A 13,843-nucleotide genomic window follows, 5' to 3' on the forward strand; every position below is an offset into this window, starting at 1 on the left:
CGTCGCGACTGCAAAGCGCCGCTCGGCGGGTCCTGGCGCACTGTACATCCAATCAGCCCCGGGCTAAGCTGCGCCCATGTCGGACGATTCCGCGCCCCTCGGGCTCGACCTCGCCGAAGTCGTCGCCGGCCTGATGCCGCCTGCCTCTTCGGACATGCCCTTGGGGACAGCCTTCTCGGCCCCGGTGGCGCGGTGGTTCGGCGAGCGGTTCGCCGGCCCGACCGAGGCTCAGCGGCGCGGCTGGGCCGCGATTGGCCGCGGCGAGGACACCCTGGTCATGGCCCCGACCGGCTCGGGCAAGACCCTCGCCGCCTTCCTCGCCGGCGTCGACGCCCTGGTCCGCCGCGGCCTCGTCGGCGCGCTGCCGGACGGCGTCACCATCCTCTACATCTCCCCGCTCAAGGCCCTCGGCGCCGACGTCGAGCGCAACCTGCAACAGCCGCTGCGCGGCATCGAGGCCGCCGCCGCTGCGCTCGGCACCCCGCTGCCGAAGATCCGCACCGCCCTGCGCACCGGCGACTCGACCGCGACCGAGCGCGCGCGGATCTTGAAGCAGCCGCCGCACCTGCTCATCACCACCCCCGAGTCGCTCTACCTGCTGCTCACCTCCGAGCGTGGCCGGGCCGCGCTCGCCGGCTGCCAGCAGGTCATCGTCGACGAGATCCACGCCCTCGTCGGCAACAAGCGCGGCGCCCACCTGGCCCTCTCGCTCGAGCGCCTCGACGCCCTGTGCGGCCGCAAGCTCCAGCGCATCGGTCTATCGGCCACCGTCGAGCCGCCGGCCGAGGCCGCCCGCTTCCTCGTCGGACATGTCCTCGAGGCCATGCCCGATCAGACATGCCCTGAAGCCCATGTCCTCGCGGACAGCCCGCGCGCGCGCCCGTGCCACCTGGTCGACGCCGGCCGGCGCCAGCCGCTCGACGTCGCGGTCGAGGTGCCGCAGGAGACGCTGTCGGCGGTGGCCTCGCGGACCGCGTGGGACGACCTCTACGCCCGCCTCGAGGCCTACCTCGGCGAGCACCGCACCACCCTGATCTTCGTCCCCAGCCGGCGCCTGGCCGAGCGCATCGCCCACGACCTCGAGCAGCGGCTCGGCGAGGGCGTGGTCGCGGCCCACCACGGCGCGCTGGCCAAGCGGACCCGGCAGATGGTCGAGCTCAAGCTGCAGACCGGCGCGCTCAAGGCCGTGGTCGCCACCGCCTCGCTCGAGCTCGGCATCGACATCGGCGACGTCGAGCTCGTGGTCCAGGTCGGCTCGCCGCGCTCGATCAGCGTCCTGCGCCAGCGCATCGGCCGGGCCTGCCACTCGGTCGGCGGCACGCCCAAGGGCCGGATCTTCGCCACCACCCGCGACGACCTGATCGAGTGCGCCGCCGCGGTGCGGGCGATGAAGGAGGGCCGCATCGACCGCCCGGTCCAGCGCGAGGCCCCGCTCGACATCCTCGCCCAGCAGCTGGTCGCCACCTGCAGCGCCGAGGAGTGGGAGGTCGAGGCGCTGTGGGCCCTGGCCCGCCGCGCCGCCCCCTATGCCACTTTGACGCGCCGCGACTTCGACCAGGTCGTCGCCATGCTCGGCGACGGCATCGCCACCCGCCGCGGCCGCGCCGGCGCCCTGCTCCACCTCGACCGCATCCACGGCCGCGCCCGCGGCCGCCGCGGCGCCCAGCTGGCCGCCCTCACCTCCGGCGGGGCTATCCCCGACAAGGCCGACTACACCGTCGTCGAGGACGCCAGCGAGGCCGTGGTCGGCACCGTCGACGAGGACTTCGCGATCGACAGCATGGTCGGCGACGTGTTTCGCCTCGGCTCGCACGCGTGGAAGATCCGCCGCGTCGAGGCCGGGCGCGTCCGCGTCGAGGACGCCCGCGGCCAGTCGCCCGCGATCCCGTTCTGGAACGGCGAGGGCCTGGCCCGCAGCGAGGCGCTGTCGGCCGAGGTCGCGACCTTGCGACATGAACTTTGGGACATGCTCGAAGGGCAAGCCGACGAGCGCGCCCGCGGCCTGCTGGCCGGCGACTGCGGCCTGTCGCAGCCGGCCATCGACCAGGCGATCGCCTACGTCGCCGAGGGCGCGCGCGCGCTGGGGGCCGTACCGACCCAGGAGTGCCTGGTCGCCGAGCGCTTCTTCGACGAGGCGGGCGGCATGCAGCTCATCATCCACGCCCCGTTCGGCGCCCGCATCAACCGCGCCTTCGGCATGGGCCTGCGCAAGAAGTTCTGCCGCACCTTCGACTTCGAGCTGCAGGCGGCCGCCACCGACGACGCGGTGCTGCTGTCGCTCGGCCCGCAGCACTCGTTCCCGCTCGAGGCGATCTTCCACTTCCTCCACGAGGAGGCGGTCGACGAGGCGCTGACGCAGGCGGCCTTGCAGTCGCCGATGTGGGAGACCCGCTGGCGGTGGAACGCGACCCGCTCGCTCGCCGTGCTGCGCCACCAGGGCAGCCGCCGGACCCCGCCGCCGATCCTGCGCATGAAGGCCGCCGACCTGCTGGCGGCCGTGTTCCCGGCCCAGGCCGGCTGCCAGGACAACCACGGCGGCGAGACCATCGAGCCGCCCGACCACCCGCTGGTCCACGAGACCACCCGCGACTGCCTGCACGAGGCCATGGACGCCGACGGCCTCAAGGCCGTGCTGCGGCGGCTGCACGGCGGCGAGATCCGGGCCCTCGCGCGCGACACCGTCGCCCCCTCGCCGTTCTCGCACGGCATCCTGGCCGCCAACCCGTTCGCCTTCCTCGACGACGCCCCGCTCGAGGAGCGCTGGGCGCGTCAGGTCAAGACGGCCCGCCCCGGCGAGCTCGCGCTGCGCGGCGGCGACCTGCTCGGCCTCGACCCGCGCGCCATCGAGTCGGTGATCGCCGCCGTCGCCATCGAGGGCCCGGCCGGCCCGCGCGACGCCGACGAGCTGCACGACCTGCTGTGCGCCCCGCGGCTGCTGGCGCCGCGCCGCGAATGGGCCGACTCGTTCGCCGCCCTGGTCCGCGCCGGCCGGGCCGCCCTGCTCCGCCGCCCCGCATCGGATGTCCCCGGGGACATGTCCTCTGGGCCATTGTACATAGCCGCCGAGGTCATCCCGCTGGCGCTCGCGCTGTGGCCGGCCGCCACCACCGAGCCGGCGATCGCCCTGCCGCCGGCGCTGTCGGGCCCGATCGACCCCGAGGAGGCGGCGCTGCGGCTGGTCCGCGCGTTCGTGCAGACCGCCGCGCCGATGACCGCCGCCGCCCTCGCCTCCGCCCTCGGCCTGACCCGCGCCGACACCGAGGGCGCGCTGGCCCGGCTCGAGCTCGACGGCATCGTCCTCCAGGGCCAGTTCTCCACGCCGGCCGCCCCCGAGCCCGAATGGTGCGAGCGCCGCCTCCTGCAGCGGATCCACCGGCTCACGCTCGGGCGCCTGCGCGAAGAGGTGCGGGCGGTCGCGCCGGCCGAATTGGTGCGCTTCCTGGCCCGCTGGCAGCACGTCCAGCCCGGCACGCAATTGCACGGACCGGAGGGCCTGCTCCGCGTCATCGAACAATTGGAGGGCATGGAGCTGCCGGCGCAATCGTGGGAGCGCGACGTCCTGCCGCGGCGCGTCCGCGACTACGACCCGGCCTGGCTCGACGAGCTTTGCCTCGCCGGCGAGGTCGCCTGGGGCCGCCTCACGCCGCTGCCGGCCGAGGGCTTGGAGCCCGGCGAGCTGCCGCGCGGCGCCGGCAAGGTCGCCCTGTTCCTGCGCGCCCACGCCCCGACCCTGGTCGCCCCGAGCGCCACCCCGCCCCACGAATGGCCGCACCTGTCGCAGCTCGCCCGCGACGTCGCCCGCGCGCTCGAGCGCGGCGCCGCCTTCGCCGCCGACCTGCGCGCCGCCACCGGGGCCGGCCACGACGACCTCGAGGAGGCGCTGTGGGAGCTCGCCCGCGCCGGCGCGATCACCAGCGACGGCTTCGCCGGCCTGCGCGCCCTGTGCGAGACCGTCGACCCGCGCAAGGGCCCGCGCCGGCTGCTGCGCGGCCGCTGGTCGCTGCTCGCCCGCGACCTGTGCGAACGGCCAGATCCATTCGGCGACGGCAGCCCGGTCGAGCTGGCCCGCCTCTACCTGCGCCGCTACGGCGTGGTCGCCCGCCCGCTGCTGACCCGCGAGACCGGGGCCCCGCCGTGGCGCGCGCTGCTCGACGTCTACCGCCGGCTCGAGGCGCGCGGGGAGATCCGCGGCGGCCGCTTCGTCGCCGGCCAGCAGGGCGAGCAGTTCGCCCTGCCCGAGGCGGTCGAGGCCCTGGCCGGCCTGCGCCGCGTCCCGGCCGACGCCGAGGAGCTCGAGGTCGCCGCCGTCGACCCGCTCAACCTGGTCGGCATCATCACCCCCGGCCCGCGCGTGCCCGCCGTGCGCGGCCAGCTGCTGCGCTACCGCGACGGCGCCCCGATCGCCGTCACCCGCCCGCTCGCCGGCGCCAGCCTCGCGGGCTTCGCGGTCTAGGCACCTGCCCGCACGGGCATGCCCGAACGAGCATGTCCGAACAGGCATGTCTGAAAGAGCATGATCGTTCAAACATGTCCTGAAGGCCATCCTATCTCGGATGCTCCAGCCTCGGAGCTCGCGGTCGCTGCGGCGACTCGCGCGCGCGACTCACCCGCTCGTTCGGGCGTCTCTTGAAGGAGACCGTCCGGGTCCAGCGCGATCTGGCGCTCGCCCGCGGCAGCGAGCGCTCGCAACGCTCGCTGCCTCTCCAGCGATCGCCACGTCCGGCTTCACTCGCCGAGGCGGACCCGACGCAGCAGCACCTCTTGCGACACCGGGTAATGATTGGACTCGCCGATCACCACCTCGCCGGCGTCGACCGCGTACGCGTGCTCCGCGTCGATCGCCAGGCTCCCGCGGTGCTGCGAGATCAGGTGCAGCTCCGCCTTGCCCGGGTCGCTGAGGTCGATCTGCGCCGGCGTCCCGTCGCCCCCGGTGTCGTCCGACACCGGGCACACGGACGAAAAATCGTAGACCAGCGGCAAGAACGCCTCCGGGTAGCCCGAGTTGTTGTCGATCCCGCCGGACACCGCCACCACCAGGATCGCGTCGTCCGCGGCCGCGCGCAGCTGCACGATGCGGCGGCTGGCGAAATCGAAGTTCTTGTCGACCAGCAGCCGCACCGCCGCTCCCGCGTCCCAGGCGACCGCGCCCTCGGGCGCCACCGCGAAGCGCAGCGACGCCGGCTCGGGCGCCCCCTCGACCTCGCAGGTTATCGCCGTCGTCACCGCCGCGTCGGCCACGGTCACGCCATCGACCACACACTGCACGTCGAACTCGGCGAAATTGCCGGCCTCCCAGTCCTTGAACACCAGCTCGAACGCCGCGTTCGCGGCCGGATCGGGCTGCTCGCACTCCGCTGGCGACGGATCTCCGGTCTCCGACTCGCCCGCCGTCGCCGGCTCCTCCGTCTCGCCTGCCGTCGCCGGCTCGCCCGTCTCCGTCTCGCCTGCCGTCGCCGGCTCGCCCGTCTCCGTCTCGCCTGCCGTCGCCGGCTCGCCCGTCTCCGTCTCGCCCGACTCGCTCGTCTCACCCTTGTCGCTCGGGCAGCCGGACAGCGCCCATATCGCCGTCAATGCCGTGAAATGCTTAAGGCTAAAATGCATGCACCCAGTCTGAAAGCGGACGCGACCCCGTTCAAGGCCGATCGCGCCGAACGGCCCGCACGCCGGCGAAGTATGGCCTCCGTCGCCATCGATCTGTCTCTTCGGACATATCATCGAAGCCTCGTCGTCGGCCCCTATGACTGCGATGTCGCATTGCCCCACGGTCGACCTCACCCGAGCGCGAGTTCGCGCCCTCGCACCGCCGACGACCGCGCAGTCCGCAGGCCACATGTCTCAAGAGACATGTTTTGCCTGACCGCCCTCGGCAAAAGTGTCCTGCGACACCCGGTCGCACGGCCTGCGCGCTGCGACCTCGCGTCGCATCCCCGGGCGGCGCGACCTCCGCTATTCGTGTTCGAGTGAGAGCCCGCGCCCTGCCCGTCCTCCTCCTCCTCGCCTCGGCCTGCGCCGCGGGCGACCGCGAAGTCACCCTCCGCTTCGACGCGCGGCTCGGCAGCGAGCCGTTCGCCTGCGGCCGCGATTTCGCCGGGATCGGCACCTCGGGCGCCACCGTCACCCCGCTCGATTTCCGCGTCTACGTCCACGACGTCGCGCTCGTGCGCGCCGGCGGCGAGCGGGTCCCGCTGGTCGTCACCGACGACGACACCTGGCAGCACGACGGCCTGGTGCTGCTCGACTTCGAGGACGGCAGCGGCGCCTGCATGACCGGCAGCCCGGGCAAAAACGCCGAGGTCCGCGGCACCGCCCCCGACCACGACGATTACACCGGCGTCGAGTTCATCGTCGGCGTGCCCGACGAACAGAACCACCTCGACGGCGCCACCGCCCCCGCGCCGCTCAACGCTCAGGGCCTGTGGTGGAGCTGGGCCGGCGGCTACAAGTACGTGCGCCTCGACGTGCGCCCGAGCACCCAGCCCGAATTCTTCTACCACCTCGGCGCCACCTCCTGCGCCGGCAGCGTCGCCGAGGGCTTCACCTGCGCCCATGCCAACCTCGCCACCGTGCGCCTCGACGGCTTCGACCCTGACAGCAACACCATCAAGATCGACGGCGCGGCGATCCTCGCCGGCGTCGACGTCGAGAAGGTCCCCGACGGCACCTCCGACAAGCTGCCCGGCTGCATGGCCTTCCCCGGCGACCCCGAGTGCCCGGCGATGCTCGCCCCGCTCGGCCTGCGCTACGAGAGCGACGAGGCCGGCGTCGCCCAGACCGTCTTCTCCGTCGTCGACTGAGGTCTCGCCATGCACCGCGCGCTGCTCATCCTCCTCCTCGCCGCCCCGCTCGCCTGCGACGATCCCGGCGATCCCGCCCCGTTCATGGGCGACGACGATTTCGTCCGCGATCCCGCGCTCGACGTCGAGCTCGTCAGCGCCCACGGCGACGCCATCAGCCACGCCACCGGCGACAACTGCATGCGCTGTCACCAGGAGAACGGCCCCGCGCCCGGCAAGTTCACCGCCGCCGGCACCCTCCACGACGCTTCGGGCGCCCCGTACGCGGACGGCCTCGTCGAGCTGCGCAGCGCCCCTGACGGCCTGGGCGACCTCGTCGCCGCGGTCGAGGTCGACAGCCTCGGCAACTTCTACACCACCGAGCCGCTGCCGCTGCCCGCCTCGTCTCTGTTCCCCACGGTGTACAGTGGCGACGGTGCGCGCAAGAGCTTCATGCCGTTCCCCACCAGCTCGGGCGCGTGCAACGTCTGCCACGCCGGCAGCTTCGGCGTGCGGCTCCCGGAGGCCTGACGTGCGGCGCGCGGCTGTCCTTTGCGCCCTGTTCCTCGGGGCATGTCCCGAAGACCAGGCCCCGGCCGAGGCGCCGTGGGAGTGGCAGTTGCCGCCGGGCTTCCCCGAGCCGTTCGTGCCCGCGGACGACCCGATGTCCGCCGCCAAGGTCGAGCTCGGGCGCCACGTCTTCTACGACGAGCGGCTGTCGCACAACGAGACCATGTCGTGCGCCACCTGCCACGAGCAGGCGCGGGCCTTCACCGACGGCAAGGCCACCACCATCGGCTCGACCGGCCACGTGCTCCCGCGCAACGCCATGAGCCTCACCAACGTCGCCTTCCAGTCGGTCTACACCTGGGCCAACCCCAAGCTGTCGACCCTCGAGGAGCAGGCGCTGGTGCCGATGTTCGCTGACTTCCCGCTCGAGCTCGGGGTCCAGCAGGACACCGACGCGATCGTCCGCCGCTTCGCCGACGACCCCGAATATCAAGAGCTGTTCGCCGCCGCCTACCCCGACGACGCCGACCCGTTCACCGTCGAGCGCATCGTCGGGGCCCTGGCGTCGTTCCAGCGCACGCTCATCTCGGGCGACAGCGCCTACGACCGCTTCATCTACGACGGCGACGCCGCGGCGATGTCCGAGTCGGCGCAGCGCGGCATGGCCCTGTTCTTCTCCGAGACCGGCGAGTGCTATCATTGCCACGCCGGGCCCAACTTCTCGACGTCGTTCCGCAGCGCCGCCACCGAGCCCGGCCCGCCCGACTTCCAGAACAACGGCCTCTACGACCTCGACGGCGCCGGCGCCTACCCGGCCGGCAACGGCGGCCTCTACGAGTTCACCGGCGACCCGCGCGACCAGGGCAAGTTCCGCGTGCCGACCCTGCGCAACATCGCAGTGACCGCGCCGTACATGCACGACGGCAGCATCGCCACCCTGGCCGAGGTCGTCGACCACTACGCCGCCGGCGGCCGCGTCACCGCCGAGGGTCCGCTCGCCGGCGACGGCCGCAAGAACCCCAACAAGAGCCCGCTGGTCCGCGAGGTCGAGCTGTCCCCGCAGGACCGCGCCGACCTGGTCGCGTTCCTCGAGAGCCTCACCGACGACGCGTTCCTGACCGACCCGAAATTCGGCCCGCCGTGACCGCAGCCGGCCACGGCGGCCACCGGCTCATTCGCGCGACGGGTACACGCCCTCGACGGCGATGATGTAACGCAGGCATCCGCCAGGTCGCGCATAGCCTCGCCCCCGCGCGGCTCCGGACGCGCATCGCATCCGACCGGCGAGACCGAGGGTCGAGAGCTCGCACCCATTGTAGACACGCGCTCCCGCCATTGCGCCTCCTAAAATCCGTGAACTCGCTCAGGATCGCCACGCTGCCCTCCGCGCGCTCGCTGCCAACGGTCCGCGGTGGCGCGTCCTTCGCTCTCGACTCGGCGAGAGGCGGCCACACTCGAGTCTTCGACGAGCCGCCGCCCGCGCCTACGGCACCAGCACCAGCTTGCCCAGCACCTCGCGCCGCTCCATCCGCGTCAGCGCCTCGCCGGCCTGCTCGAACGGCAGCGTCGCGTCGAGGTGCGGCCGCAGCTTGCCCTCGGCCACGGCCGCGAGGATGCGCTCGGCGTTGAGGCGGTTGCGCGCCGACTCGCGGGCCGCGAACGCGCCCCAGAACACGCCGACGATCTGGCAGCCCTTGAGCAGGACGAGGTTGAGCGGGATCTTGGGGATCTCGCCGGCGGCGAAGCCGACCACCAGATAGCGGCCCTTCCAGGCGATCGAGCGCAGGGCCGGCTCGGCGAACGGGCCGCCGACGGCGTCGTAGACCACGTCGACGCCCTCACCGCCGGTCAGCTGCTTGCAGCGCTCTTTGAGATCCTCGTGCGTGTACTCGACGCCCTCGTCGGCCCCGCGCTCGCGGCAGAACGTCAGCTTCTCGCGGGTCGACGCCGCCGCGATCACCCGCGCCCCGAGCAGCTTGCCGATCTCGACCGCCGCGATGCCGACGCCGCCGGCCGCTCCGAGCACCAGCAGCGTCTCGCCCGGCTTGAGCTCGGCGCGGTCGACCAGCGCGTGCCACGTCGTCCCGTAGGTCAGCAACGTCGCCGCCGCGACCTCGAACCCGACCCCGTCCGGCAGCTTCACCACCGCCGTCGCCGGCACCACGACCCGCTCCGCGAACGCGCCGTGGACCAGCGTGGTCGCCACGCGATCGCCGACCGCCACCGCCGTGACCCCGTCGCCGACCGCCGCCACCTCGCCCGCCGCCTCCCCGCCCGGCACGAACGGCAGCGCCGGCTTGAACTGATACTTGCCGTGCGACAGCAGCACGTCGGGGAAGTTGACGCCGGCCGCTCGCACGTCGAGCAGCACCTCGCCCGGGCCCGGCACCGGCTCCGGCAATTCGTCGACGCGGAGGCCCGAGGGCCCGACCAGCTCGTGAACACGGACGGCGCGCATGCGAGCGGGACTCTAGCAAGCACCCCCTCGCCCGTCGAGCGAGCCGCCGCCAGCCGCAGGGAGCTCGCTGCGGACATTCGTCTGTCCACAAGGACAGACTCGGTGCGCCCGTTGCCGCTAGAGTCCCGCGCGGTGACTTCGCATCGGCTTCACCTAACCCATATTCGCTTGAACATGTCTTTAAGGACATTCTTGCTTCGACATGTCATCTCGCATAAGACTGGCGCAAATATCACACATGAACACATGAACAGCATGACAAATGGCTAACATCGGGCTATCGTATGTCATGGCAGCCAGCCCTCTCTCTACAGCCCAAACTCAGGCCTACAATGACGTCGTGACCGTGGCGAGGCCATCCGCCTCGGAAGGGCTAAAAAAGGAACGTGCGATTCTCTTGCTTTGGTTCATTCGCAATGTCATGGGAATCGATGATCTTGAAGCATATGAATATATTTGTGATGGAGACAACGATCAAGGCATCGATGCAGTCATTTTTGAGCCTGGAGAGGAGACTTCAACCCTCGTCCTCTTGCAATCAAAGTACCCTGAAAGCCCAAAGCATGTGGGGGTCAACGAACTGAAGCATTTTGCGGGGACGGCCCAATATTTCAATTCAATAAAGTCCCTTACGCGACTGCTTAGCGAGAACCTCGAACCGGAACTTGATGCCTTGCTGCGCAGGTTCAAAGTACAAGATCGAATGGCGGCGGGCACGTTGCGCATACGGCTCATTTTTGTGACCGCTGGAGTAATGACAGCGCAAGCAAAGAAGTACGCTGATACATTATGCGATCAGCAGGGCGAGGATTTCATCAGCCTCTACGATGCAGAACGTCTCTCCCCCATCGTCCGGGCATTTAAAGGGCCCACCACGTACAAGGCAACAGTCACAATTGATTGCTCCGCACAGAATCGTTTCATCGTGGCAATCCCTGACGGACGTGTCGCGGTGTGTGCGGTTAAGGTTACTGACATCGTCAAGTGGCCAGGGATCAGCGATCGCACCATTTTCGATCTCAACGTCCGAAGAGAGCTACGCCGCAACTCCGTCCGGAAAGCTCTCGACCGTGCAATTGACAAAAAGAGCGACCATGCGAATTTCGTAGCATTCCACAACGGATTAACTGTCGTATGCGAAGAGATTGATGACAAGAAACGCGATACGCTCGGCATCACGAACCTTTCGGTTGTAAACGGAGCGCAGTCAACTGTCGCTTTCCATGAAGCTCAAGCTTCACTTACTGACGCTCTGAGAGTCGTTGTAAAATTTGTAGAGGTCAAGCCCGATCAACAGGTTGCGCGAGAGGTCGCCATCCGTAGCAACACACAGAATCCAGTCACGACAAGGAATCTGCGCGCAAGAGACGGTGTTCAGCTAAGACTGGAAGCCGAATTCAGGAATAGGCATCCGAAGATCACGTTTGAGACCAGACCGGATCAGTCACTGCCACCAGGGGGGCGGACCATCCACAATGACGCTGTAGCGCAGCTCTTGTGTGCGCTTTACAACGAGATGCCATGGCTCGCCGTAAAACGGCTGCTGTTATTCGAATCCGAGGTGTATCCGCAGATCTTCAACGACAAGATCACGGCTGAGCATCTCATTTTGGCCGACGATGTTGCTAAATGCATTCAAGATCGCAAGGATCTATTTCCACCGGAATACACCAAGAGCTGGCAGCTCACTCGACTCGTTGCGGCCTTTCTAGTCGGGCAGATGCTTCGCACATCTCGTTCGCTTGAGCAGATTCTACAAGACCCCGCTAGCGCACTGAACAACTCAGGCACCAAAGGAGTCTTGAACGAACTAGCACGCATGGCTGCAACGGTCCTCAGCCAACGGGCGGATGAGAAAAAGCAAGGTCAGGATTTCGACGACTTCAAGGTCGACTTTAAGCAGAAGTCGGTCTTGCACGACCTCGGAAAGCAGGCACGTCAGCAATATCTCATGTTCCAGAAGATGCAGGCACCGCTGATGGCTAAATCGAAAGGCACGGCTAAGAAGAACACTTCAAAGAAGAACGCCGCGAAAAAGTCGGGAGGGACAACTCTGCCGAAGCGTCAAAAATGAGGCTCCACTACCCCGCCCCGAGCTCGTGCAGCGCCTGGGCGACGCGGCGCTCGTGCTCGGCCGCATCGTCGCGGACTTCGAGGCCCAGCTCGACCGCCCGGCGCAGCAGGTGCTCCGCCTCGAGCAGGCGGTGGAACGTCTGCGCTCGCTCGTCCTCGAGCGCGCGCAGGCGGTCGAGCCCGACCAGCAATTCCTCGCGGCGCTCGGGCGGCTCGCGGCGGGCCTCGCTGCCGGCCAGGGCGCGGACCAGCGCCCCCTCGTCGAGCCCCGCCAGGTCGGCGTCGACGCGGCGCAGGCGCTCGACTTGCCGCGCGATCAGCTCGACCAGCGGCGTCAGCGAGCCCGCGATCATGTCGAGCTCGGCGCGCGCTCCCGGGGCGACCGCGCGATGGTCGACCAGGCGCTGGACCGCCAGCGCCAGCTCGCCGACGCTCTCGCGCACCTCGGCGGCCGTGTCCGGCGTCAGCAGCCCGGCCAGCCGCGCCACCAGCGGATCGGAGGCCGGCAGGGCGGCCGGTGCGGCGCGCAGCCGCAGCAGCGTCGGCCGCTCCTTCTTTTGCGTCGCCACCGCGGCGAACAGCGCGATCATGGCGATCACGACCCCGAGCCCGGCGAAGATCAGCGGCACGAACAGCGGCGCCCCGAAGGCCGCCGTCAACGCCACCACCGCCGCCGTGATCCCGCCGGTCCAGCCGACCGCCTGCCAGCCGGTGCGCCGGATCGCCCGCGGCGAGCGATCGACCACCGCCACCTTCAGCTTGGCCGCGGCCAGGCGCGCGTGCAGGCGCTTGGCTGTCTCCGGGGACAGGTCCGAGAACAGCCGCAGCGGCAGCGCGTGGCGCCGCTCGAGCTCGGCCTTCGAATACATGCGAGCGTCGCCGATCACCAGGTTGAGCGCCGGCAGCTCGCCCTCGGCCAGCGTGCGCAACTCACCGGCCAGGAGGTCGAAGAACGCCGCGTCCTCCTTGGCCGCGCGCAGGTCGACCGCGCAGGAGCCGGCGGGCGTGTGCTCGAACTGCACGCCGACCCGGCCGCAGGCGAGGCACAGCCGCTGGCCGAGGCGCAGGCGGGCGCCGCAGTGCTGGCAGATCGTGCGGGCCGCGCTGGCGCCGGCCGGGCCCTCGCCGGCCAGCGCGGCGGCCAGCTCGCGGGCCGAGGCCGGGCGGGCACCTGGCTCGAGGGACAGGCAGCGCATCACCAGCGCGTCGAGCTCGACGGGCACCTCGGCCCGCAGCGTGCGCGGCGGCGCCGGCGAGGCCTCGCCGAGGAACGCCGGGCCCTCGCCGCGCGGCAGCAGCCCCGTGAGCCCGCGGTAGAGGATCACGCCGACGGCGTAGAGATCGGCGCGCGGGTCGAGGGCCGTGCGCGCCAGCTGCTCCGGCGCCGCGTACGGCGAGCCCTCGAGCAGCAGGCTCGAGGCGGTCCGCGTCGAGAGGATGTCGACCCGCGCCAGGCCGACGTCGGTCAGCCATAGCCCGTCGTCGCCGCGCACCACCAGGCGCGGGTGCAGGTCGCGGATCACCACCCCACGCGCGTGCAGCCCCGCGAGCAGCTCACACAGCGCGATCGCCAGCGCGACGACCTCGTCGATCGGCGCCGCCGCCCGCCGCCGCAGCCACTGCTCGAGCGTCTCGCCGCGTGGGTCGAGCCGCAGCCGCCACGGCGGCGGCGCGCCCGGGGCCCGCGCATCGGCCGGGCCGGCCGCGAGCACCGGCGCCACCCCGGGCGCGTCGAGCTCGCGCAAGCGGGCCACGTCGCGCACATAACGGCGCCGCATCGCCGGCTCGCGCGCCAGCTCGGGCGCCAGCCAGGCCAGCACCGCGCCGCGCCCGTCGCCGAGCCGGACCGGGCAGCGCAGCTCCGAGCCGACGCGCTCGGCCGCACCGACGACCTCGGCCCCCAGCTCCGCCGGCAACGTCGGGATCGCCGGCCCCTTCATACTTGCCCCTTCCGCCATGTCTTCAAGGACATGCTCCCATCACCATGACCTATCCGACATGCTCTGAAAGACATGCTCGAACGAACAGG

Annotated in this window: 8 protein-coding genes; 5 read left to right on the plus strand and 3 right to left on the minus strand. The window is 70.6% G+C overall.

The window, feature by feature from the left end; all coding sequences use genetic code 11:
* The first annotated feature begins 76 nt into the window (after positions 1-76).
* A complete protein-coding gene (locus POL25_RS05550; protein WP_272084790.1) occupies positions 77-4,453 on the plus strand; it encodes a DEAD/DEAH box helicase in 4,377 nt (1,458 codons plus the stop codon).
* 272 nt (positions 4,454-4,725) lie between these two features.
* On the opposite strand, the gene POL25_RS05555 is transcribed toward POL25_RS05550, so the two are convergent.
* Positions 4,726-5,601 carry a hypothetical protein gene (locus POL25_RS05555; protein ID WP_272084791.1) on the minus strand — a complete coding sequence of 292 codons (876 nt, stop codon included), beginning with the start codon at positions 5,599-5,601 and terminating at the stop codon, positions 4,726-4,728.
* 359 nt (positions 5,602-5,960) lie between these two features.
* Between POL25_RS05555 and POL25_RS05560 the strand changes: the two genes are divergently transcribed.
* The 3 genes from POL25_RS05560 to POL25_RS05570 are packed head-to-tail and all read left to right on the plus strand — an operon-like array spanning position 5,961 to position 8,427.
* On the plus strand, positions 5,961-6,794 hold the full coding sequence (locus POL25_RS05560) for an MbnP family copper-binding protein (RefSeq protein WP_272084792.1): 834 nt from the start codon (positions 5,961-5,963) through the stop codon (positions 6,792-6,794).
* Between the two features lie 9 nt (positions 6,795-6,803).
* A complete protein-coding gene (locus POL25_RS05565) occupies positions 6,804-7,304 on the plus strand; it encodes a hypothetical protein (protein WP_272084793.1) in 501 nt (166 codons plus the stop codon).
* Position 7,305: 1 nt separating this feature from the next.
* Positions 7,306-8,427 (plus strand): methanobactin export MATE transporter MbnM, encoded by a 1,122-nt coding sequence (locus POL25_RS05570; protein WP_272084794.1) that lies wholly within the window; start codon positions 7,306-7,308, stop codon positions 8,425-8,427.
* Positions 8,428-8,766: 339 nt separating this feature from the next.
* Here the strand turns inward: POL25_RS05570 and POL25_RS05575 are convergent, their stop codons facing one another.
* Positions 8,767-9,741, minus strand: coding sequence for an NADPH:quinone oxidoreductase family protein (locus tag POL25_RS05575; RefSeq protein WP_272084795.1), 975 nt, complete (start codon positions 9,739-9,741; stop codon positions 8,767-8,769).
* A gap of 289 nt (positions 9,742-10,030) precedes the next feature.
* Here POL25_RS05575 and POL25_RS05580 point away from each other — a divergent pair, with 289 nt between their 5' ends.
* Entirely contained in the window at positions 10,031-11,815 is a 1,785-nt protein-coding gene (locus POL25_RS05580; protein WP_272084796.1) for an AIPR family protein, read from the plus strand.
* A 7-nt stretch (positions 11,816-11,822) separates the two neighbouring features.
* On the opposite strand, the gene POL25_RS05585 is transcribed toward POL25_RS05580, so the two are convergent.
* Positions 11,823-13,772: a serine/threonine-protein kinase gene (locus POL25_RS05585; protein ID WP_272084797.1), complete on the minus strand. Its 1,950-nt coding sequence runs from the start codon at positions 13,770-13,772 to the stop codon at positions 11,823-11,825.
* Between the last annotated feature and the right edge of the window lie 71 nt (positions 13,773-13,843).

It is taken from the genome of Nannocystis bainbridge (genome assembly GCF_028368995.1).
GTDB lineage: Bacteria > Myxococcota_A > Polyangia > Nannocystales > Nannocystaceae > Nannocystis > Nannocystis bainbridge.

Excerpts from the sequence above, each read along its gene's own strand:
- POL25_RS05550 (WP_272084790.1), top strand. The coding sequence starts at position 77 with ATGTCGGACGATTCCGCGCCCCTCGGGCTCGACCTCGCCGAAGTCGTC.
- POL25_RS05555 (WP_272084791.1), bottom strand. The coding sequence starts at position 5,601 with ATGCATTTTAGCCTTAAGCATTTCACGGCATTGACGGCGATATGGGCG.
- POL25_RS05565 (WP_272084793.1), top strand. The coding sequence starts at position 6,804 with ATGCACCGCGCGCTGCTCATCCTCCTCCTCGCCGCCCCGCTCGCCTGC.
- POL25_RS05575 (WP_272084795.1), bottom strand. The coding sequence starts at position 9,741 with ATGCGCGCCGTCCGTGTTCACGAGCTGGTCGGGCCCTCGGGCCTCCGC.
- POL25_RS05580 (WP_272084796.1), top strand. The coding sequence starts at position 10,031 with ATGGCAGCCAGCCCTCTCTCTACAGCCCAAACTCAGGCCTACAATGAC.
- POL25_RS05585 (WP_272084797.1), bottom strand. The coding sequence starts at position 13,772 with ATGGCGGAAGGGGCAAGTATGAAGGGGCCGGCGATCCCGACGTTGCCG.